This window comes from Enterobacter sp. DC1 (assembly GCF_000568075.1).
GTDB classification, from domain to species: Bacteria; Pseudomonadota; Gammaproteobacteria; order Enterobacterales; family Enterobacteriaceae; genus Enterobacter; species Enterobacter asburiae.
This window is the reverse complement of sequence record NZ_AZUA01000006.1, coordinates 219,372-239,339: the sequence shown is the minus strand read 5'-3', so window position 1 is coordinate 239,339 and position 19,968 is coordinate 219,372. Positions and strand designations below refer to the sequence as shown.

Here is a 19,968-nt window from a genome sequence, read left to right as displayed (position 1 = left end):
AATGACAATGCGTAATTCTCTTTTGACCGTACTGGGAAGTGTTATGTTGCTTGGCGCGGCGCTGCCCGCCCATTCTGAAAGCGTGCTGCGAATCGGCCTGGGCGCTGACCCGGACATGCTCGACCCGCATCTGGCGCGCACCTACTATGGCCGCTTCGTGTTTGCCTCCCTGTGCGACAGGCTGGTGGACGTGGATGAAAACCTGAAGGTTGTCCCCGGTCTGGCTAAAGACTGGGCGTGGAGTGACGACGGTAAAACCCTGACGCTCAATCTGCGCGAAGGCGTCACCTTCCATGACGGTGAGAAATTCGATGCCGCCGCCGCAAAATACAACCTCGACCGCGCCCTGACCTTAAAAGGCTCCCTGCGTAAGAGCGAGATCTCCTCCGTTGAATCGGTCGAGGTCACCGGCCCGATGCAGATTGCGCTGCACCTGAAAACGCCCGATGCCGCGCTGCTGATGCAGCTCACCGACCGCGCGGGCGCAATGATGGCCCCCGAGGCGGCGAAAAAGCCTGACTTTGCCGCCCACCCGGTCTGCTCCGGCCCGTATAAATTCGACAGCCGCGTGTCCCAGGACCGCATCGTGCTGACCCGCTTCGACAACTACTGGAACAAAGACGCCTACCACTTCGACAAAATTATCTATCTGCCGATCCCGGACGCCTCCGTGCGCCTCGCGAACCTGCGTGCGGGCGATCTTGACCTGACCGAAGGCATCGCCGCCAGCGACGTGAAAACCGTCGAGGCTGACAGCAAGCTGGCGCTGGCGAAGGTAACGGGCCTGGGCTATCAGGGCATTACCTTCAACATCAACAACGGCAAGGTGCCGCCGACCGATCCGTTCAAGGACGCCCGCGTGCGCGAGGCATTTTCTCAGGCCATTGACCGCGATGCGTTAAACCAGGTGGTCTTCGAAGGGCTCTACACCCCGGCCAACCAGGCGTTTTCCCCGGTCAGCCCGTATCACGTTAACCTGCCGGTTCCGCCGCGTGACGTCGACAAAGCCAAAGCGCTGCTGAAGGCGGCAGGCGTCACCGCGCCGCTGACCGTCAACCTTCTGGTGCCGAACAACCCAACCTCGCAGCAGGTGGGCCAGGTATTGCAGGCGATGGTCGCCGAGGCCGGATTTAACCTGAACCTGCAGATGACCGAATTCGCTACGCTGCTCGATCGCCAGCAGAGCGGTGACTATCAGCTGAGCTTCTCCGGCTGGTCGGGACGCCCGGATCCGGACGGCAGCATCTACGGCTTTATCAACAGCAAAGGCACGCTTAACGACGGCCGCTACAGCAACGCGCAGGTCGATGAGTGGCTGACCCAGGCGCGCCAGAGCACCGACCAGGCCGCACGCCAGCCGCTGTACGACAAGGTGGTGAAGCAGCTGCAAACCGATATGCCGATTGCCTACCTCTACTTCGAGCCGCGCATTTTCGGTCTGAACAAAAGCGTGCAGGGCTTTAAGCCGTACCCGGACGGCATCGTGCGTCTGGCGGGTTTAACGCTGGCGAAATAAAGGTCCTGAGGAGAACCCATGCTGGAACTGATTTGCAAACGTCTGCTGCTGGCCGTCCCGACGCTATTGCTGGTGAGCATGATGGTGTTCGGGCTGCAAAAGCTGCTGCCCGGCGACCCGCTGATCGCCATGGCCGGGGAGGAGCGCGATCCGGCGGTCATCGCCCAGCTGCGCGCGGAGCTTAACCTCGATGCGCCGATCCCCGTGCAGTATTTCCACTGGCTGACGCGCGCGCTGCAGGGCGATCTGGGCGTCTCCTTACGCACGCACGAACCGGTGACGCAGCTGATCGCCAGCAAGCTGCCGGTCACGCTGGAGCTGTCCCTGCTGGCGATGATTATTGCGCTGGTGTTTGGCATCAGCATGGGGATCCTCGCTGCGGTGAACAAAAACAGCTGGGTCGATCACGGGGCCAACTTCGTGGCGATCTCGGGGATCTCGATCCCGCACTTCTGGCTGGGGATCCTGCTGATTCTGGTCTTTTCGGTGAACCTGCAGTGGCTGCCCGCCTCCGGCTACGTGCCGTTCAGTGAAGATCCGCTCCAGAACCTGCGCACGCTGCTGCTGCCCGCGTCCGTGCTCGGAACCGGCCTCGCGGCGACGCTGATGCGTCATACCCGCGCCTCGATGATTGCGGTCCTGAAGGCGGATTACATCCGTACCGCGCGGGCTAAGGGGCTGCTGCCAAAAGCGGTGATCCTGAAGCACGCGTTTCGCAACGCGCTGGTGCCGGTCATCACCCTCACCACGCTGCTGTTTGGCGAGCTGCTGGGCGGCGCGGTGCTGACCGAGCAGGTCTTCACCATTCCGGGCTTCGGCAAGATGATCGTCGACTCGGTATTCAACCGTGACTACGCGGTGGTGCAGGGCGTGGTGCTGATCGTGGCGATTGGCTTCCTGATGCTCAACCTGCTGGCCGACGTGCTCTACGTCCTTATCAACCCGAAAATGCGAGGTTAACCATGGCGGAACTGACGACGCAAACCGTTGTGCCCGCGCTGCCGCGCGCGCAGAACCGGGTGCTGAGGAAATTCCTCGCCAATAAAAGCGCGGTCATTGGCGCGGTGGTGGTGAGCTTCTTTGTGCTGGTGGCGCTGCTGGCGCCGTGGATCGCCCCGTTCGACCCGGTGAAAGCCAACTTCCTGGCGGTGCGAAAAGCGCCGTCGGCGATGTACTGGTTTGGCACCGACGAGCTGGGGCGCGACATTTTATCCCGCATTATCTGGGGGGCTCGCACCTCGCTGATGGCGGGCTGTATGTCGGTCGTTATCGCGGTGGTTATCGGCGTGCCGCTGGGGCTGGTGGCGGGCTACTTCCAGAAGATGTGGGACGGGGTGATCTCGCGCTTTATTGAGGCGCTGCTGGCCTGTCCGTTCCTGATCATGGCGATCGCGCTGGGGGCATTTTTGGGCCCAAGCCTGACCAACGCGATGATCGCCATCGGTCTTTCGGCGATGCCGATCTTCGCCCGCCTGACGCGCGGGCAGGTGATTGCCATTCGCAACGAAGAGTATATCGACGGCGCGCGGGCGATTGGCCTGCCGGATCGCTGGATCATCATTAAATACGTCCTGCCCAACGTGATGTCGCCGATCCTGGTGCAGGCCACGCTGGCGATTGCCTCGGCGATTATCGCCGAAGCCAGCCTGTCGTTTTTAGGGCTGGGGCAGCAGCCGCCCAATCCGTCATGGGGCTCCATGCTCAACACCGCGAAAGGGTTTCTGGAGCAGGCGCCGTGGATGTCCGTTTTCCCCGGCGTGGCGATTTTCCTCGCCGTGCAGGGCTTTAATTTACTCGGCGACGGGCTGCGCGATGCGCTCGATCCGCGCCACGACTAAGGAGTCATGATGACCAAAGCGCTTGATTTTACGTCCGGTTACGATTCTAGACGCCCACCGATGCTGGGCCATAACGCGGTTGCCACGTCGCAGCCGCTGGCGGCACAGGCGGGTATGAAAATGCTGCAGCTGGGAGGGAATGCCGTCGATGCGGCCATTGCCACCGCGATGGCGCTGACGGTGGTTGAGCCGACCGGCAACGGGATCGGCAGCGACGCCTTTGCCATCGTCTGGGACGGTGAAAAGCTTCACGGCCTCAACGCGTCCGGCCGTTCGCCTGCGAGCTGGCATGCGGATCTGTTTGCCGGTAAAATGGCGGTGCCGGAAATCGGCTGGGACGCGGTGACCGTGCCGGGAGCGGTCTCCGGCTGGGTCGCGCTGGCGGAACGCTTCGGCACGCTGCCGCTGACCACGCTGGCGCAGCCAGCCATTGACTACGCGCGCAACGGTTTCCCGGTCTCCCCGCTGATCGGCCACCTGTGGCAGCGCGGCTACAGCAAGCTCAAAGATCAGCCTGGCTTCAGCGCCTGCTTCGCGCCGGAAGGCCGCGCCCCGCGCGTGGGGGAAATCTTCCGTAACCCGGCGCAGGCGAACTCGCTGGAGCTGATTGCCCGCACCAACGGTGAAGCCTTTTACCGCGGCGAGCTGGCGCAGAAAATTGCCGCTTTCGCCAAAGAACACGGCGCGCACCTGACGGCTGAAGATCTGGCAAACCACCGCGTGGACTGGGTAGAGCTGCTGTCGCGAGACTTCGCGGGCGGTTCGGTGCAGGAGCTGCCGCCAAACGGCCAGGGGATCGCCACGCTGATTGCGCTCGGCATTCTGGAGCAGTGCGGCATTGAGAAGCATCATCCGGATTCCGTGCAGTCCCTGCACCTGTCCATTGAGGCGATGAAGCTGGCGCTGGCGGATCTCGACCGCTACGTGGCGGATGAAGAACATATGGCGTTCGCGGCGAAAGAGCTGCTGAGCGACCCTTATCTGAAGTCGCGCGCGGCGCTTATTGACCATGATAAAGCCTCAGACTTCGTTTACGGATCGCCGACGCAGAGCGGCACGGTCTACATCAGCACCGCCGACGCCAGCGGGATGATGGTCTCGTTTATTCAGTCCAATTATATGGGTTTCGGTTCAGGCATCGTGGTGCCGGATACCGGGATCAGCCTGCAAAACCGGGGCTGCGGGTTTGTGCTGGATCCCGATCACCCGAACGCGCTGGCGGGCAGCAAGCGCCCGTTCCACACCATCATTCCGGGCTTTGCGATGGACGGCAACGGCCAGCCGCTGATGTCCTTTGGCGTGATGGGCGGCCCGATGCAGGCGCAGGGGCACATGCAGATGGCGCTGCGCATTATGCTGCACGGACAAAACCCGCAGGCGGCAATTGATGCCCCGCGTTGGCGCGTGGTGCAGGGCAGGGAGGTGATCGTTGAATCGACGTTCGATCGCAATACCATCGCCGCGCTGCGCGAGCGCGGGCATCAGATCGTGGTGGAAGATCCGCTTCAGGATTACAACTTCGGCGGGGCGCAGGTCATTTACCGCCTGCCGGAAGGCCACTACGTCGCCGCGACGGAAAGCCGCAAAGACGGGCAGGCGCTGGTGAGTTAATTTACGCCCGGTGGTGCTGCGCTTAGCGGGCCTACGCTGTGCTCTCTGTAGGCCGGGTAAGTCGTAGCCGCCACCCGGCTTTTATTCAGCCGATGCTAAACGGATCCGCATCCTGCCACGCCGGAAACTTCTCCCGGTACTCCTTCAGCGCCGTCAACGACAGCTCGGCATCAATGCGCGTCGCCTGATGCGGCTCGGCGGTGGCAATGATCTCGCCCTGCGGATTCACTACCCGGCTGTCACCGCGGTAGTGATGCCCGTTGCCGTCGGTTCCCACGCGGTTACAGCCCACCACGTACGCCTGGTTCTCAATCGCGCGCGCCACCAGCAGCGACTGCCAGTGCAGGGAGCGCGGCGCAGGCCAGTTGGCGACATACAGCGCCAGGTCGTAATCGTTGCGGTTGCGCGACCACACCGGGAAGCGCAGGTCGTAGCAGACCAGCGGCAGAATACGCCAGCCGCGCCACTCGAACACCACGCGCTCGTGACCCGCTTCATAGTGATGATGCTCATCCGCCATGCGGAACAGGTGGCGCTTATCGTAAAAATGCACTTTCCCTTCCGGCTCCACCAGCAGGAAGCGGTTCACCGGCCCGCGCTCCGTTTGCAGCGCAGCACTACCCGCGATCAGCGCGTTGGTCTGCTGCGCTTTGGCATGCATCCAGGCGACAACCTCATCCTGCGGCATTGACTGTTGTGCCGCTTCCATGGCGAAGCCGGTCGTGAACATCTCCGGCAGGACAATCACATCGCGCCCGGTAATCTCTTCCAGTTGACGATCAAAGTGGCGCAGGTTGGCGGGGCCATCCATCCACACTAAAGGTTGCTGCAAAATCGAAATCTTCAAACCAGGCACGATACAGACTCCTCAAAAGACCGCTTTTTGACACTGTAGCACGTCATTACGAGAAAATGTGGCAATAAAAAACCCCGCTCAGGGCGGGGTTTGTATAAGCGAAACGCGTTACGCCGCTTCAGGCTTGCGGTGCTTCTCCGGGAGCTTTACCGGCTGCGTCGCCAGCTCGTCCGGCTCGAAATCATCCACGTTAATGCTGCGCAGACGGCTCTCTTCGGCTTTCACCAGCAGCGCGGCTTCATCTTTATTGATAATGCCACCGGCCAGCGCCTGTTTTGCCAGTTCGTCCAGACGGGTAAACGGCAGGTTTTTGCCCAGCTGTTTACAGATCTTCTGGTGAATCGGATCGGCAGCCATCACGTCCAGCAGCGCCTCTTCCAGCAGGCCTACCGGGTTATGCGGTGTCGGCGTCAGATACTGACCACGACCGATACGGGAGCGGGTTGCGCTCGGTACCTGCAGGATCTTCGCCACCTTGTGGTCCAGCTTGTCGGACGGCGCCAGGTGGTGACGACCGGTCGGGAAGATCACCGCGCGCAGGGCGCCCGCCACGAAGCGGTTCGGGAAGTTGGCCAGCAGGTCGTCAATCGCCTGTTCAGCCTGATACATCGCATCCTGAACGCCCCAGTGCACCAGCGGCAGATCCGCTTCCTGACGGCCTTCGTCGTCGTAGCGCTTCAGGACCGCAGAGGCCAGGAAGATCTGGCTCAGCACATCCCCCAGACGGGCAGAGATACGCTCGCGACGCTTCAGGCTACCGCCCAGCACCGCCATGGAGACGTCAGACAGCAGAGCGAGGTTGGCGCTCAGACGGTTCAGATGCTGGTAGTAACGTTTGGTCGCATCGCCGGTCGGCGTCGCGCTGGTAAGACCGCGCGTCAGGCCCAGCCAGAAGCTGCGTACCTTGTTGCTGCCCACGTGACCGATATGTTTGAACAGCAGCTTATCGAAGGCATCCACGTCGTTGTTCTGCGCGGCGGCCATCTCTTCCAGCACGTACGGATGGCAGCGAATTGCGCCCTGACCGAAGATCATCATGCTGCGGGTCAGGATGTTTGCCCCTTCCACGGTGATGGCAATCGGTGCGCCCTGATAGCCGCGCGCCAGGAAGTTGCCTTCGCCGAGCATAATGCCTTTACCGCCCGCGATATCCATCGCGTCAATGATCGACTGCTGCGCGCGGTGGGTACAGTGGTACTTCACAATCGCGGACAGCACGGCCGGTTTTTCGCCCAGCATGATGCCGTAGGTAATCAGCGATGCAGCGGCATCCATCACGTAGGCATTGCCCGCGATACGCGCCAGCGGCTCTTCGATACCTTCCATTTTGCCGATGGAGATTTTGAACTGACGGCGGATGTGAGCGTAAGCGCCAATCCCCATCGCGACCGACTTCAGACCGCCGGTTGAGTTCGACGGCAGGGTAATACCGCGGCCTACAGACAGACATTCCACCAGCATACGCCAGCCCTGACCGGCCATTTTCGGACCGCCGATGATGTAGTCAATCGGCACAAAGATGTCCTGACCGCGGGTCGGACCGTTCTGGAACGGCACGTTCAGCGGGAAGTGACGGCGACCAATTTCAACGCCTGGGGTAGAGGTTGGGATCAGCGCACAGGTAATGCCCAGATCTTCTTCACCGCCCAGCAGTTTTTCCGGGTCAGAGAGCTTAAAGGCCAGACCCAGCACGGTGGCGATTGGCGCCAGGGTGATATAACGCTTGTTCCAGGTCAGGCGCATGCCCAGTACCTGTTCGCCCTGCCATTCGCCCATGCAGACCACGCCGGTATCTGGGATCGCACCCGCATCGGAGCCTGCTTCCGGGCTGGTCAGCGCGAAGCAAGGGATTTCCTGACCGCGTGCCAGACGCGGCAGGTAGTGATCTTTCTGCTCTTCGGTACCGTAATGCTGCAGCAGTTCGCCCGGGCCTAAGGAGTTAGGTACGCCAACGGTAATCGCCAGGATCCCGGAAACGCCCGCCAGCTTTTGCAGAACGCGAGCCTGAGCGTAAGCGGAGAACTCCAGACCGCCGTACTCTTTCTTGATGATCATCGCGAAGAAGCGATGTTCTTTCAGATACGCCCACAGCTCTGGCGGCAGGTCGGCCATTTCGTGGGTGATGGCAAAGTCGTTCGCCATACGGCACGCTTCTTCCACAGGGCCGTCAATAAAGGCCTGCTCTTCAGCGGTCAGGCGCGGCTGCGGATAGTTGTGCAGCTTTTTCCAGTCCGGGTTGCCCTGGAACAGGTCGCCTTCCCACCAGGTGGTGCCCGCATCAATCGCTTCTTTCTCGGTACGCGACATTGGCGGCATCACTTTACGGAAGCCTTTGAACACCGGCGCGGAGATCATTGATTTACGCATCGGCGCCAGGTTAAACGGCAGAAGAATGATGGCAAGAGGGACTAAAAGCCAGATATTCCAGAGGCCTGCGACGCCAAGCGCAGCCGTCCAGGCCAGAAGAATCAGGCTGCTCAGGAATAAACTTACGCGGTGATAGAACAACACACCGAGCAGTACAACGGTTGCGAGAATGCTCAAAATCATCATAAAGAAAAGCTCCCTTGCTTGTAGGAGGTCTGACCACTTGTGATGATATGGTTGTAGTTGATGTTATTTCCTTTAGCAATGTGTTTACAAAATAATTACAACCTGGTTCACATTGTTCGCGTTTTAGCCGGCACAAAAAATCAAAACGCCGGACGATTCGCATGGCTTTAGCTTCTCGCTTTTCACGCTATCCGGTACACTCCACTGTGTTATTTCATCAATACTGAAGGATTATCCTCATGTACCAGGATCTTATTCGTAACGAACTGAACGAAGCGGCGGAAACGCTGGCGAACTTTCTGAAAGATGATGCCAATATTCACGCTATTCAGCGCGCAGCGGTCCTGCTGGCCGACAGCTTCAAAGCCGGTGGCAAAGTGCTCTCCTGCGGTAACGGCGGTTCCCACTGTGACGCGATGCACTTCGCAGAAGAGCTGACCGGACGCTATCGCGAAAACCGTCCGGGCTACCCGGCGATTGCGATTTCCGACGTGAGCCACATCTCCTGCGTAGGCAACGACTTTGGTTACGACCACATCTTCTCCCGCTACGTTGAAGCGGTAGGCCGCGAAGGCGACGTGCTGCTGGGGATTTCTACCTCCGGCAACTCCGGCAACGTGATCAAAGCGATCGCCGCCGCGCGTGAAAAAGGGATGAAAGTCATCACCCTGACCGGTAAAGATGGCGGTAAGATGGACGGTACGGCGGATGTCGAAATTCGCGTTCCGCACTTCGGTTATGCTGACCGTATTCAGGAAATTCACATCAAAGTGATCCACATCCTGATCCAGCTGATCGAAAAAGAGATGGTTAAGTAAGACTTCGCTGGGGGCACTCTTGCCCCCGCTGTTGTGGAGGTATTGTATGTGCGAACTGCTCGGGATGAGCGCCAATGTGCCAACCGATATCTGCTTTAGCTTCACCGGGCTGGTTCAGCGCGGTGGAGGAACCGGGCCGCATAAAGACGGCTGGGGCATCACCTTCTACGAAGGCAAAGGATGTCGCACGTTCAAAGATCCACAGCCCAGCTTTAACTCACCTATTGCCAAACTGGTGCAGGACTATCCCATCAAGTCCCGCTCGGTGATCGCCCACATCCGTCAGGCTAACCGCGGCGAAGTGGCGCTGGAAAATACCCATCCGTTTACCCGTGAACTGTGGGGCCGTAACTGGACCTATGCGCACAACGGGCAGCTTACGGGCTATAAGTCGCTGGAGACGGGTAATTTCCGCCCGGTCGGCGAGACGGACAGCGAGAAAGCCTTCTGCTGGCTGCTGCACAAGCTGACGGAGCGCTATCCCCGCACGCCCGGCAACATGGCGGCCGTATTCAAATATATCGCGACGCTGGCGTCTGAACTGCGTGAAAAAGGCGTGTTCAACATGCTGCTCTCTGACGGCCGCTATGTGATGGCGTTCTGCTCGACGAATCTGTTCTGGATAACCCGCCGCGCGCCGTTTGGCGTGGCGACGCTGCTCGATCAGGATGTGGAGATAGACTTTCAGAAGGAGACCACACCGAATGATGTGGTCACTGTTATCGCAACGCAGCCGCTGACGGGCAACGAAACCTGGCAAAAGATTATGCCAGGCGAGTGGGTGCTATTTTGTCTCGGGGACCGTGTAATTTGACGCCAGCTGCGGGTGGACGACTTCGTGGCTCAGCGGTTTGCTGACCACGTAACGGCCATCGACGATAGAGACCACCGGTGGCTTGTGGGTCTGCTCAAAGTAGTCGTAACCCGGCTTCAGCTGTTTCCAGAAATCCGCGTAGTATGAGTACTTGTGACGCGCCATGTTGGCGTCCGTCATGCGGAACGGATAGATACTGACCTGTACGTTAGGCTGCCCAAAGACCAGCGCGCCCGTCACGAACTGGAAAATCTCATCAATGCCGGAGTCGGTCATCGCATAACAGCCGATAGACACGCAGGCACCGTGGATCATCAGATATTTACCTTCATAACCGTGTGCACGGTCATAGGCATTCGGGAAGCCGATGTTAATGGCTTTATAGAAGCGGCTGTCAGGCTTGAGCTGGCTGCGCTGAACGTTGTAGAACCCTTCCGGACTTTTGAAATCGCCCTGACGCTGTTTTGGCCCCAGTCCGCCGGAGTAGTTACAAATTTTGTAGCTATCAAGCAGCTGATATGTCTCGCCCATTTTGACAAACAGATCGAGAGTGCGCTCTTCCTTGAAGATCTGAATATAAACCGGCGATCCCATTAACTGCTGTTTATATTCTTTGCTGATCGGCGTCGTTGAGCTATTACTGCTGAGCAGCCCGGCAAACGACATGCACGGCATCAGAAGCATCGCAATGAACAATGCGATTTTACGCATACCACTAGTTCCTTGATAAAACCATGACCAACTTGCCAGGACGGCAAAAGAGACCCGAAATCAGATTATTCTGTTAGGAGCGCTCACATTAGCACCGCTATAGATTTTCGCAAGAGCCGGGCGGTGAGTTTACAAATTAGTTTTACTTTATAAACCATCAAAATTGCGTTGGCTCCAGGAACTTTGCGCATTAGGTCGCAGTTTGGCGCGCGCGACGGCGGATTCCCTGCCCGCGGGAAGGGGAAAATGTTACACTTTGTGCCCACTGGATTGTTGTTCATGGAAACCTGCTAACCACATGTTTAAAATTAAAAAAGGACTTGATCTGCCGATTGCAGGCGTGCCAGCGCAGCACGTTTCGACAGGCGCAAGTGTCCGTCATGTCGCCATTTTGGGCGAAGACTACCTGGGTATGCGTCCTTCAATGCTGGTACAGGAGGGCGATCGCGTTATCAAAGGACAGGCACTCTTTGAGGACAAAAAAAATCCCGGCGTGATGTTCACGGCCCCCGCGAGCGGCACCGTTGTGGCCATCAACCGTGGCGAACGGCGCGTTCTGCAGTCGGTGGTTATCCGCATTGAGGGCGATGACAAGCGTGAATTTGCCCATTACGACACCGCAGAACTCGCGTCGCTGAACCGTAACGCCGTTCAGGATCAGCTCCTGGCGTCCGGTTTATGGACCGCGCTTCGTACGCGTCCCTTCAGCAAATCCCCTGTTCCGGGCACGGAACCCGCCGCGATTTTCGTCACGGCCATCGACACCAATCCGCTCAGCGTGGACCCGGAGCCGGTTATTCTGGCGCAGCGAAAAGCTTTTGATGCAGGACTCTCTATTCTTACCCGCCTCACGTCCGGAAAAGTGCACGTTTGCCAGGCTGGCGGCGGCAAGCTTGGCGGCCATCCGCTGGGGCAGGTCACGTTTAATGAGTTTTCTGGCCCGCATCCGGCGGGGCTGGCAGGAACCCATATTCACTTTCTTGAGCCAGTCAGCCTGACGAAACAGGTCTGGCACCTTAATTATCAGGACGTCATCGCCATCGGTAAGCTCTTTACTACGGGTGAACTCTGCGCTGAACGGGTAATCGCTATCGGCGGACCGCAGGCTTCAAACCCGCGCCTGGTGAAAACGCTGCTGGGCGCCGACATCAATGAACTGCTGGTGGGGGAAACGAAAGAGGGCGAAAACCGCCTGATTTCCGGCTCGGTCCTCAGCGGCCGCCATGCTGCCAATGCGCACGCGTACCTGGGACGCTTCCATTTGCAGGTCAGCATTGTGCAGGAAGGGCGTGAGAAAGAGCTGTTTGGCTGGGTTCTGCCAGGCGCAGAAAAATACTCCGTCACCCGAACCACGCTGGGCCACTTCCTGCGTAATAAGCTGTTTAGCTTCTCAACCAGCACGCACGGCGGCGAGCGCGCCATGGTCCCGATTGGCAACTACGAGCGCGTCATGCCGCTGGATATTCTGCCCACCGTGCTGTTGCGCGATTTGCTTGCCGGTGATACCGACGGCGCGCAGGCGCTGGGCTGTCTGGAGCTTGACGAAGAAGATCTGGCGCTCTGTACCTATGTCTGTCCGGGCAAATACGAATATGGACCGGTATTGCGCGAGGTGTTAACCCGCATTGAGCAGGAAGGATAACCGATGGGCTTAAAACACCTCTTTGAAAAAATTGAGCCGCACTTTACCGAAGGGAAGCTCAAAAAGTACTACCCGCTGTATGAAGCAACGACGACCATTTTCTACACGCCGGGGCTGGTGACGAAAGGGGCGGCGCACGTTCGCGACGCCATCGACCTTAAGCGGATGATGATCCTGGTGTGGTTTGCGGTCTTCCCGGCGATGTTCTGGGGAATGTACAACGTCGGCCTGCAAACTCTTCCGGCGCTGCACCACATGTACGATGCACAGCAGCTGGCGCAGGTGATCCAGTCCGACTGGCACTACCGTCTGGCCCAGTCGTTAGGGATGAGCTTCGCCGCAGACGCGGGCTGGCTGAGCATGATGACGCTGGGCGCGGTGTTCTTCCTGCCAATTTACATTACGGTATTTGTCGTGGGCGGCTTCTGGGAAGTGCTGTTTGCCATTATCCGTAAACATGAGATCAACGAAGGCTTCTTCGTGACCTCTATTCTGTTTGCCCTGATTGTTCCCCCGACGCTGCCGCTCTGGCAGGCGGCGCTTGGCATCAGCTTCGGCGTGGTGATTGCCAAAGAGATCTTCGGCGGCACCGGGCGGAACTTCCTCAACCCGGCGCTGGCGGGACGCGCGTTTCTGTTCTTTGCGTATCCGGCACAGATCTCGGGCGACCTGGTCTGGACGGCGGCAGACGGTTTTTCCGGCGCGACGCCGCTTTCACAGTGGGCGGCACACGGCGGCGAAACGCTGGTTAACAACGCGACAGGTCAGCCGGTCACCTGGTTTGATGCCTTTATTGGCAACATTCCGGGCTCCATCGGAGAAGTCTCCACGCTGATGATTTTGCTTGGCGGCGCGATCATTCTTTTTGGTCGCGTGGCCTCCTGGCGGATTGTTGCGGGCGTGATGATCGGCATGGTGCTGACCGCCACCCTGTTCAACCTTATCGGCTCGACCACCAATCCGATGTTCTCCATGCCGTGGTACTGGCATCTGGTGCTGGGTGGCTTCGCGTTCGGCATGATGTTCATGGCGACGGATCCCGTCTCTGCCTCGTTTACAGACAAAGGTAAATGGAGCTATGGCGTGCTCATTGGCGCGATGTGTGTCCTGATCCGCGTGGTCAACCCGGCGTATCCGGAAGGGATGATGTTGGCCATTCTGTTTGCCAACCTGTTTGCGCCGCTCTTCGATTATCTGGTGGTGCGGGCCAACATTAAGCGGAGGAAGGCGCGTGGCTGAGGTTAAAAATATCGACAGCATCAGCAAAACGCTGCTGGTGGTGCTGGTGCTCTGTCTGGTCTGTTCCATCGTCGTGGCCGGTTCTGCCGTGGGGTTAAAACCCCTGCAGCAGGAGCAACGCGCGCTGGATAAACAGCGCAACATTCTGGCCGTCGCCGGGCTGATGCAGGAAGGAATGAGCGCAGACGACGTTTCGGCCGTCTTTACTGAACGTATTTCGGCGCGTCTGGTGGATTTAAAAACGGGTGAACTGCTGGATAAAGACCCGGCAAAATTCAACCAGGCGCTGGCGCTGAAAGATCCGCAGATGAGCCTGACGCTGGAGGCATCGCAAGATCCCGCCGGGATCAAGCGTCGCAGCAACCTGGCCGAAATCTATCTGGTTCGCGATCCCCAAAAACGCATTCAGGAAGTGGTGCTGCCTATTTACGGTAACGGTCTGTGGTCAATGATGTATGCCTTTGTGGCTCTTGATACCGATGGCCGCACGGTCAAAGGCATTACGTATTACGACCAGGGCGAAACGCCGGGGCTGGGTGGCGAAGTTGAAAACCCTAACTGGCGGGCACAGTTTGTCGGCAAGAAAGTGCTCGACGATAACGGCCTGCCTGCGCTGAAGGTGATGAAAGGGGCGGCACGTCCCGGTGACGACTACGCCGTTGACGGGCTTTCCGGCGCCACGCTCACCTCAAAAGGCGTGCAGCACAGTTTTGATTTCTGGATGGGCGAGCTGGGCTTTGGTCCTTTCCTGAAAAACGTACGTGAAGGAGCGCTGAACAATGGCTGATACCGGTGAACTGAAAGAAGTTAAAAAGGTGCTCATTGGCCCACTGTTAGCCAATAACCCGATCACGCTCCAGGTGCTGGGTGTCTGTTCTGCTCTGGCGGTAACGACCAAGCTGGAAACGGCGGTGGTGATGACGCTGGCGGTAACGCTGGTCACGGCGTTCTCCAGCATGTTTATCTCGATGATCCGCCACCACATCCCCAACAGCGTGAGGATCATCGTTCAGATGGCGATCATCGCCTCGCTGGTGATCGTGGTCGATCAGCTGCTGCGCGCCTTCGCCTATGAAAACTCCAAACAGCTCTCGGTGTTTGTCGGGCTGATTATCACCAACTGTATCGTCATGGGGCGTGCGGAAGCCTACGCCATGAAAATGCCGCCGCTGGCGAGCTTTATGGACGGTATCGGCAACGGCCTGGGCTACGGCGTGATCCTGCTGACCGTGGGGTTCCTGCGAGAGCTGATTGGCAGCGGCAAGCTGTTTGGCATCACGGTGCTGGACACGGTGCAGAACGGCGGCTGGTATCTGCCAAACGGCCTGTTCCTGCTGGCCCCTAGCGCATTTTTCATTATCGGTTTGTTGATCTGGCTGATTCGTACGCTGAAGCCAGAACAGCAGGAAAAGGAGTAACCGACGATGGCTCATTACCTGAGTTTGTTTGTGCGCGCGGTGTTTGTTGAAAACATGGCGCTCGCGTTTTTCCTCGGCATGTGCACGTTCCTTGCCGTGTCTAAAAAGGTCTCCACGGCATTTGGCCTGGGCGTGGCGGTTACCGTTGTGTTGGGGCTTTCGGTTCCGATTAACAATCTGGTGTACAACTTTGTGCTACGGGACGGCGCGCTGGTGGAAGGAATCGATCTCAGCTTCCTGAACTTCATCACCTTTATCGGGGTGATCGCGGCGCTGGTGCAAATCCTCGAGATGATCCTCGATAAGTATTTCCCGTCGCTCTACAACGCGCTGGGGATCTTCCTGCCGCTGATCGCAGTGAACTGCGCCATCTTTGGCGGCGTCTCGTTTATGGTTCAGCGTGATTACAACTTCAGCGAATCCGTGGTGTACGGTTTTGGTTCCGGCATCGGCTGGATGCTGGCGATTGTCACCATGGCGGGGATCCGCGAGAAAATGAAATATGCCAACGTGCCTGCGGGTCTGCGTGGCTTAGGGATCACCTTTATCACCACCGGCCTGATGGCGCTGGGCTTTATGTCCTTCTCCGGTGTGCAGCTATAAGGGCTAACAGATGGAAATTATCCTTGGCGTGGTGATGTTCACGCTGATTGTACTGGTGCTGTCAGGGCTTATTCTGGCGGCGCGCGCAAAGCTGGTGAATTCCGGCGACGTGGTCATTGATATTAACGACGAGCCGCAGAATCAGATCCGCACGCCAGCGGGAGACAAGCTGCTCAACACGCTCTCCGGTAACGGCATTTTTGTCTCCTCAGCCTGCGGCGGCGGCGGTTCCTGCGGGCAGTGCCGCGTGACGGTAAAAGAGGGCGGTGGCGATATTCTGCCAACCGAGCTGGCGCATATCACAAAGCGTGAGGCAAAAGAGGGCTGTCGTCTGGCCTGCCAGGTCGCGGTGCGTCAGAACATGAAGATTGAGCTGCCGGAAGAGATCTTCGGCGTCAAAAAATGGGAGTGCGAGGTTATCTCTAATGATAACAAAGCCACCTTTATTAAAGAGCTGAAGCTGCGGGTGCCGGAAGGGGAAGATGTTCCGTTCCGCGCCGGTGGATACATTCAGATTGAGTGTCCTGAGCATACCGTGTCCTATGCGGACTTCGACGTGCCGGATGAATACCGCGCCGACTGGGACAAATTCAATCTCTTCCGCTTTGTATCAGAGGTAAAAGAGCCGACGCTGCGCGCCTACTCGATGGCCAACTACCCGGAAGAGAAAGGTATTATCATGCTCAACGTGCGTATCGCCACGCCGCCACCGAATGTGCCGGACGCGCCGCCGGGCGTGATGTCGTCATACATCTGGTCTCTGAAGCCGGGAGATAAGGTGACCATCTCCGGCCCGTTTGGGGAGTTCTTCGCGAAAGATACCGACGCGGAAATGGTCTTTATCGGCGGCGGTGCCGGTATGGCCCCTATGCGCTCGCACATCTTTGACCAGCTCAAGCGGCTGGGTAGTCAGCGTAAGATCAGCTTCTGGTACGGGGCACGCTCGCTGCGCGAGATGTTCTATGAAGATGAGTTTGAACAGCTGGCGCGTGAAAACCCGAACTTCACCTTCCATATGGCGCTTTCCGATCCGCAGCCGGAAGATAACTGGACGGGCTATACGGGGTTCATCCACAACGTGCTGTACGAAAACTACCTCAAACAGCACCCGGCGCCTGAGGACTGCGAGTTCTATATGTGTGGTCCGCCGATGATGAACGCCGCCGTGATTAAGATGCTGAAAGATCTCGGCGTTGAAGATGAGAACATCTTGCTCGATGACTTTGGAGGCTGATGATGCTGACGTTTCTGGCAACCTTTGTGGTTTTTGTGCTTGTCATCTTCGGCATGTCGTTAGGCTGGATCGTTAAGCGGAAAAGCATTCAGGGCAGCTGCGGCGGTATTTCCTCTATTGGGATGGAAAAGGTCTGCGACTGCCCGGAACCGTGTGATGCGCGGAAGAAAAGGATGGCCCGCGAGCAGCAGCGCATTATTTAATTTTTTGTAGGCCGGGTAAGGCAAAGCCGCCACCCGGCGTTCTCACATCTGCTTCTCAATCCTCATTTGTTTACTGTATACTTATCCAGTAATGAGTGAGGGCTTACTATGCGCAAAATAATCCATGTCGATATGGACTGCTTTTTTGCCGCAGTGGAGATGCGTGACAACCCGGCGCTGCGGGATATTCCCATCGCCATTGGCGGCAGCCGCGTTCAGCGTGGTGTCATCAGCACCGCCAACTATCCTGCGCGCAAATTTGGCGTGCGCAGCGCGATGCCGACGGCGATGGCCTTAAAGCTTTGCCCTCATCTCACGCTTCTGCCCGGCCGGTTTGAAGCCTATAAAGAGGCTTCCCTCCATATTCGGGAAATCTTCTCCCGCTATACCTCTCTGATAGAGCCGCTGTCGCTGGACGAAGCCTATCTGGATGTGACCGACAGCGTGCACTGCCATGGCTCCGCCACGCTGATGGCGCAGAAGATCCGCCAGACGATTTTCAACGAGCTGAATCTGACGGCTTCGGCGGGCGTCGCGCCCGTTAAATTCCTTGCCAAAATCGCCTCCGATTTAAATAAGCCCAACGGTCAGTTCGTCATCACGCCTGACGAGGTGCCGGCGTTTTTGAAAACGCTGCCGCTTGGCAAAATACCCGGCGTGGGAAAAGTCTCCGCCGCAAAGCTGGAAAGCATGGGGCTACGGACCTGCGAAGACGTGCAGCGAAGCGATCTCGCGATGCTGCTCAAGCGCTTCGGGAAGTTTGGCCGCGTACTGTGGGAGCGCAGCCAGGGGATTGACGATCGCGATGTGAACAGCGAGCGGCTGCGGAAATCCGTCGGCGTTGAGCGCACACTTATTGAAGATATTCATGACTGGTCCGAATGCGAAACCATTATCACGGAACAGCTTTACCCGGAGCTGGAACGACGCTTAAGCAAGGTGAAGCCGGATCTGCTCATCGCCCGTCAGGGTATCAAATTAAAATTCAACGACTTCCAGCAGACCACGCAGGAACACGTCTGGCCGCGTCTGAATAAAGAGGATCTTATCGCGACGGCGAAAAAGGCATGGGAAGAACGCCGGGGCGGGCGAGGGGTGAGGCTGGTGGGGTTGCACGTTACGCTGCTGGATCCGCAGTTAGAGCGTCAGCTGGTATTGGGATTGTAAAAAAGCCCGGTGCGCTACGCTTACCGGGCCTACGTTTTTCACCCTCTCCCTGTGGGAGAGGGCTGGGGTGAGGGTATTACTTAACAGGGATCGCTTTCAGCAGTTCAGTCAGCAGCGTCCAGTAGTGACCGACGCTTTCGATATGAACCTGCTCATCCGGCGAGTGCGGACCGGTAATGGTTGGCCCGATGGACACCATATCCATATCCGGATACGGTTTCTTGAACAGGCCACATTCCAGACCGGCGTGGATCACCTGGATGTTCGGGGTGCTGTTGAACAGACGCTGATAGGTTTCACGCACCAGCGCCATCACCGGAGAACTTGCATCCGGCTGCCAGCCCGGGTAGCTGCCTTTTGCAGACGTTTTCGCGCCCGCCAGCGTGCCCAGAGATTCCAGCATGCTCACCACGTACTCTTTACCGCTGTCGATCAGCGAACGGATCAGGCAGATGATTTCCGCACTGTCGTCGCTCATGGTCACCACGCCCACGTTCAGTGAGGTTTCCACCACGCCTTTTGCCACGTCAGAGTTGCGGATCACGCCGTTTGGCGTCGCGTTCAGCAGCTGAACGAAGGCGTCACGAGACTTCGCGGTCAGCGCGGCTTTATCCGTTGATACGGATTCCAGCACCACGGTCAGGTTTTTCTCTTTCGCCGACAGTTCGTTCTTCAGGATATCCAGGTATACGGTGGAGAGTTTTTTCAGCTCGTCCGCTTTTGCCGCCGGAACCGCTACGGTGGCGAAGGCTTCACGCGGGATCGCGTTGCGCAGGGTACCGCCGTTGAAGTCTACCAGACGCAGATCCAGCTCGGCCGCATGGCCTGCCAGGAAGCGCGCCAGCAGCTTGTTGGCGTTACCCAGACCCAGGTGAATATCGCCGCCGGAGTGGCCGCCTTTCAGCCCTTTCAGCGTCAGCTTGAAGGTCTGGAAGCCAGCAGGGATCGCTTCGCGCGACAGCGGCAGGGTAGAGATGAAATCAATCCCGCCCGCGCAGCCCATGTAGATCTCGCCTTCTTCTTCAGAGTCGGTGTTGATCAGGATGTCCGCCTGCAGCCAGTTCGCCTGCAGACCGAACGCGCCGTCCATGCCCGCTTCTTCGGTCATGGTCAGCAGCACTTCCAGTGGACCGTGCTCAACGCTGTCGTCGGCCAGCACCGCCAGCGCAGAGGCCATACCGATGCCGTTATCCGCGCCCAGCGTGGTGCCGCGTGCTTTCACCCAGTCGCCGTCGATGTACGGTTGAATCGGGTCTTTGGTGAAGTCGTGAACGGTGTCGTTGTTCTTCTGTGGCACCATGTCCAGGTGCGCCTGCAGCACAACCGGTTTGCGGTTTTCCATGCCTGCGGTAGCCGGTTTGCGGATCAGAATGTTGCCAACCTGGTCACGTTCAGCATGCAGACCTTTTTCCTTCGACCAGCCCATAATATGTTCGGCAAGCTGTTCTTCGTGGTAGGAAGGGTGTGGAATGGAGCAGATTTTCGCAAAAATATCCCACAGCGGCTGCGGAGATAATTGAGACAGTTCAGACACGATAAGTCTCCTTGTCGAGGCGCTGCAAACAGGGTTGCAGGTCACAGGGTTAGCAGGTTAATAGTTACCACAAGTCAGGCTTGCGAGATGAAACTGAGAATACCACTTTCTCTGCTGGCTGGTAGCATAAAGCATGTAAAAACTCAGGCAGAGGGCGCTAAACACTGGTTTTTAGTGCGTCAGATCTCTATAATCTCGCGCAACCTATTTC

At 58.1% G+C, this 19,968-nt stretch carries 18 protein-coding genes; 14 read left to right on the top strand and 4 right to left on the bottom strand.

Annotation, left to right across the window (positions count from 1 at the left end; all coding sequences use genetic code 11):
* Position 1 precedes the first annotated feature (1 nt).
* From P346_RS04885 to P346_RS04900, 4 genes are read left to right on the top strand one after another with little or no spacing between them, the layout of a single operon-like run.
* Positions 2 to 1,516: an ABC transporter substrate-binding protein gene (locus P346_RS04885; RefSeq protein ID WP_193743817.1), complete on the top strand. Its 1,515-nt coding sequence runs from the start codon at positions 2 to 4 to the stop codon at positions 1,514 to 1,516.
* An 18-nt stretch (positions 1,517 to 1,534) separates the two neighbouring features.
* Entirely contained in the window at positions 1,535 to 2,476 is a 942-nt protein-coding gene (locus P346_RS04890; RefSeq protein WP_008500268.1) for an ABC transporter permease, read from the top strand.
* Between the two features lie 2 nt (positions 2,477 to 2,478).
* Complete coding sequence (locus P346_RS04895; RefSeq protein ID WP_032661716.1) at positions 2,479 to 3,354, top strand: ABC transporter permease; 876 nt, start codon at positions 2,479 to 2,481, stop codon at positions 3,352 to 3,354.
* 9 nt (positions 3,355 to 3,363) lie between these two features.
* Entirely contained in the window at positions 3,364 to 4,965 is a 1,602-nt protein-coding gene (locus P346_RS04900) for a gamma-glutamyltransferase family protein (RefSeq protein ID WP_032661714.1), read from the top strand.
* 85 nt (positions 4,966 to 5,050) lie between these two features.
* Here P346_RS04900 and P346_RS04905 read toward each other — a convergent pair whose 3' ends face one another.
* On the bottom strand, positions 5,051 to 5,821 hold the full coding sequence (locus tag P346_RS04905; protein WP_032661711.1) for an amidohydrolase: 771 nt from the start codon (positions 5,819 to 5,821) through the stop codon (positions 5,051 to 5,053).
* Positions 5,822 to 5,929: 108 nt separating this feature from the next.
* Positions 5,930 to 8,374, bottom strand: a complete 2,445-nt coding sequence (gene fadE, locus P346_RS04910) for an acyl-CoA dehydrogenase FadE (protein WP_029739697.1) — start codon at positions 8,372 to 8,374, stop codon at positions 5,930 to 5,932.
* Positions 8,375 to 8,613: 239 nt separating this feature from the next.
* Between fadE and lpcA the strand changes: the two genes are divergently transcribed.
* Positions 8,614 to 9,192, top strand: coding sequence for a D-sedoheptulose 7-phosphate isomerase (lpcA, locus tag P346_RS04915; RefSeq protein ID WP_010427884.1), 579 nt, complete (start codon positions 8,614 to 8,616; stop codon positions 9,190 to 9,192).
* Positions 9,193 to 9,238: 46 nt separating this feature from the next.
* Positions 9,239 to 10,006 (top strand): class II glutamine amidotransferase, encoded by a 768-nt coding sequence (locus tag P346_RS04920; RefSeq protein ID WP_010427885.1) that lies wholly within the window; start codon positions 9,239 to 9,241, stop codon positions 10,004 to 10,006.
* Here the strand turns inward: P346_RS04920 and dpaA are convergent.
* Positions 9,977 to 10,717, bottom strand: coding sequence for a peptidoglycan meso-diaminopimelic acid protein amidase (dpaA, locus tag P346_RS04925; RefSeq protein WP_023334609.1), 741 nt, complete (start codon positions 10,715 to 10,717; stop codon positions 9,977 to 9,979). The genes P346_RS04920 and dpaA overlap by 30 nt on opposite strands.
* A 298-nt stretch (positions 10,718 to 11,015) precedes the next feature.
* Between dpaA and P346_RS04930 the strand changes: the two genes are divergently transcribed.
* The 8 genes from P346_RS04930 (at position 11,016) to dinB (ending at position 18,223) form a co-directional block, all read left to right on the top strand.
* A complete protein-coding gene (locus tag P346_RS04930) occupies positions 11,016 to 12,359 on the top strand; it encodes a Na(+)-translocating NADH-quinone reductase subunit A (protein ID WP_032661707.1) in 1,344 nt (447 codons plus the stop codon).
* Between the two features lie 3 nt (positions 12,360 to 12,362).
* Complete coding sequence (locus P346_RS04935) at positions 12,363 to 13,598, top strand: NADH:ubiquinone reductase (Na(+)-transporting) subunit B (protein WP_032661704.1); 1,236 nt, start codon at positions 12,363 to 12,365, stop codon at positions 13,596 to 13,598.
* Complete coding sequence (locus P346_RS04940; RefSeq protein ID WP_032661702.1) at positions 13,591 to 14,385, top strand: Na(+)-translocating NADH-quinone reductase subunit C; 795 nt, start codon at positions 13,591 to 13,593, stop codon at positions 14,383 to 14,385. Before P346_RS04935 ends, P346_RS04940 begins: the two co-directional genes overlap by 8 nt.
* Positions 14,378 to 15,016 carry an NADH:ubiquinone reductase (Na(+)-transporting) subunit D gene (locus tag P346_RS04945; protein ID WP_032661699.1) on the top strand — a complete coding sequence of 213 codons (639 nt, stop codon included), beginning with the start codon at positions 14,378 to 14,380 and terminating at the stop codon, positions 15,014 to 15,016. The genes P346_RS04940 and P346_RS04945 overlap by 8 nt, the downstream gene beginning before the upstream one ends.
* 6 nt (positions 15,017 to 15,022) lie before the next feature.
* Entirely contained in the window at positions 15,023 to 15,619 is a 597-nt protein-coding gene (gene nqrE, locus P346_RS04950; protein ID WP_032661696.1) for an NADH:ubiquinone reductase (Na(+)-transporting) subunit E, read from the top strand.
* 10 nt (positions 15,620 to 15,629) lie between these two features.
* Positions 15,630 to 16,853 (top strand): NADH:ubiquinone reductase (Na(+)-transporting) subunit F, encoded by a 1,224-nt coding sequence (gene nqrF, locus P346_RS04955; RefSeq protein WP_032661694.1) that lies wholly within the window; start codon positions 15,630 to 15,632, stop codon positions 16,851 to 16,853.
* Positions 16,853 to 17,056, top strand: coding sequence for a (Na+)-NQR maturation NqrM (nqrM, locus tag P346_RS04960; RefSeq protein WP_023615899.1), 204 nt, complete (start codon positions 16,853 to 16,855; stop codon positions 17,054 to 17,056). Before nqrF ends, nqrM begins: the two co-directional genes overlap by 1 nt.
* A gap of 108 nt (positions 17,057 to 17,164) precedes the next feature.
* On the top strand, positions 17,165 to 18,223 hold the full coding sequence (dinB, locus tag P346_RS04965) for a DNA polymerase IV (protein WP_032661692.1): 1,059 nt from the start codon (positions 17,165 to 17,167) through the stop codon (positions 18,221 to 18,223).
* 76 nt (positions 18,224 to 18,299) lie between these two features.
* Here the strand turns inward: dinB and pepD are convergent, their stop codons facing one another.
* Entirely contained in the window at positions 18,300 to 19,757 is a 1,458-nt protein-coding gene (gene pepD / locus P346_RS04970; protein ID WP_032661690.1) for a cytosol nonspecific dipeptidase, read from the bottom strand.
* Positions 19,758 to 19,968: the final 211 nt, after the last annotated feature.

Coding starts and splice junctions, on each gene's coding strand:
- P346_RS04885 (WP_193743817.1), top strand. CDS start 2: ATGACAATGCGTAATTCTCTTTTGACCGTACTGGGAAGTGTTATGTTG.
- P346_RS04890 (WP_008500268.1), top strand. CDS start 1,535: ATGCTGGAACTGATTTGCAAACGTCTGCTGCTGGCCGTCCCGACGCTA.
- P346_RS04895 (WP_032661716.1), top strand. CDS start 2,479: ATGGCGGAACTGACGACGCAAACCGTTGTGCCCGCGCTGCCGCGCGCG.
- P346_RS04900 (WP_032661714.1), top strand. CDS start 3,364: ATGACCAAAGCGCTTGATTTTACGTCCGGTTACGATTCTAGACGCCCA.
- fadE (WP_029739697.1), bottom strand. CDS start 8,374: ATGATGATTTTGAGCATTCTCGCAACCGTTGTACTGCTCGGTGTGTTG.
- lpcA (WP_010427884.1), top strand. CDS start 8,614: ATGTACCAGGATCTTATTCGTAACGAACTGAACGAAGCGGCGGAAACG.
- P346_RS04920 (WP_010427885.1), top strand. CDS start 9,239: ATGTGCGAACTGCTCGGGATGAGCGCCAATGTGCCAACCGATATCTGC.
- dpaA (WP_023334609.1), bottom strand. CDS start 10,717: ATGCGTAAAATCGCATTGTTCATTGCGATGCTTCTGATGCCGTGCATG.
- P346_RS04930 (WP_032661707.1), top strand. CDS start 11,016: ATGTTTAAAATTAAAAAAGGACTTGATCTGCCGATTGCAGGCGTGCCA.
- P346_RS04935 (WP_032661704.1), top strand. CDS start 12,363: ATGGGCTTAAAACACCTCTTTGAAAAAATTGAGCCGCACTTTACCGAA.
- P346_RS04945 (WP_032661699.1), top strand. CDS start 14,378: ATGGCTGATACCGGTGAACTGAAAGAAGTTAAAAAGGTGCTCATTGGC.
- nqrE (WP_032661696.1), top strand. CDS start 15,023: ATGGCTCATTACCTGAGTTTGTTTGTGCGCGCGGTGTTTGTTGAAAAC.
- nqrF (WP_032661694.1), top strand. CDS start 15,630: ATGGAAATTATCCTTGGCGTGGTGATGTTCACGCTGATTGTACTGGTG.
- nqrM (WP_023615899.1), top strand. CDS start 16,853: ATGATGCTGACGTTTCTGGCAACCTTTGTGGTTTTTGTGCTTGTCATC.
- dinB (WP_032661692.1), top strand. CDS start 17,165: ATGCGCAAAATAATCCATGTCGATATGGACTGCTTTTTTGCCGCAGTG.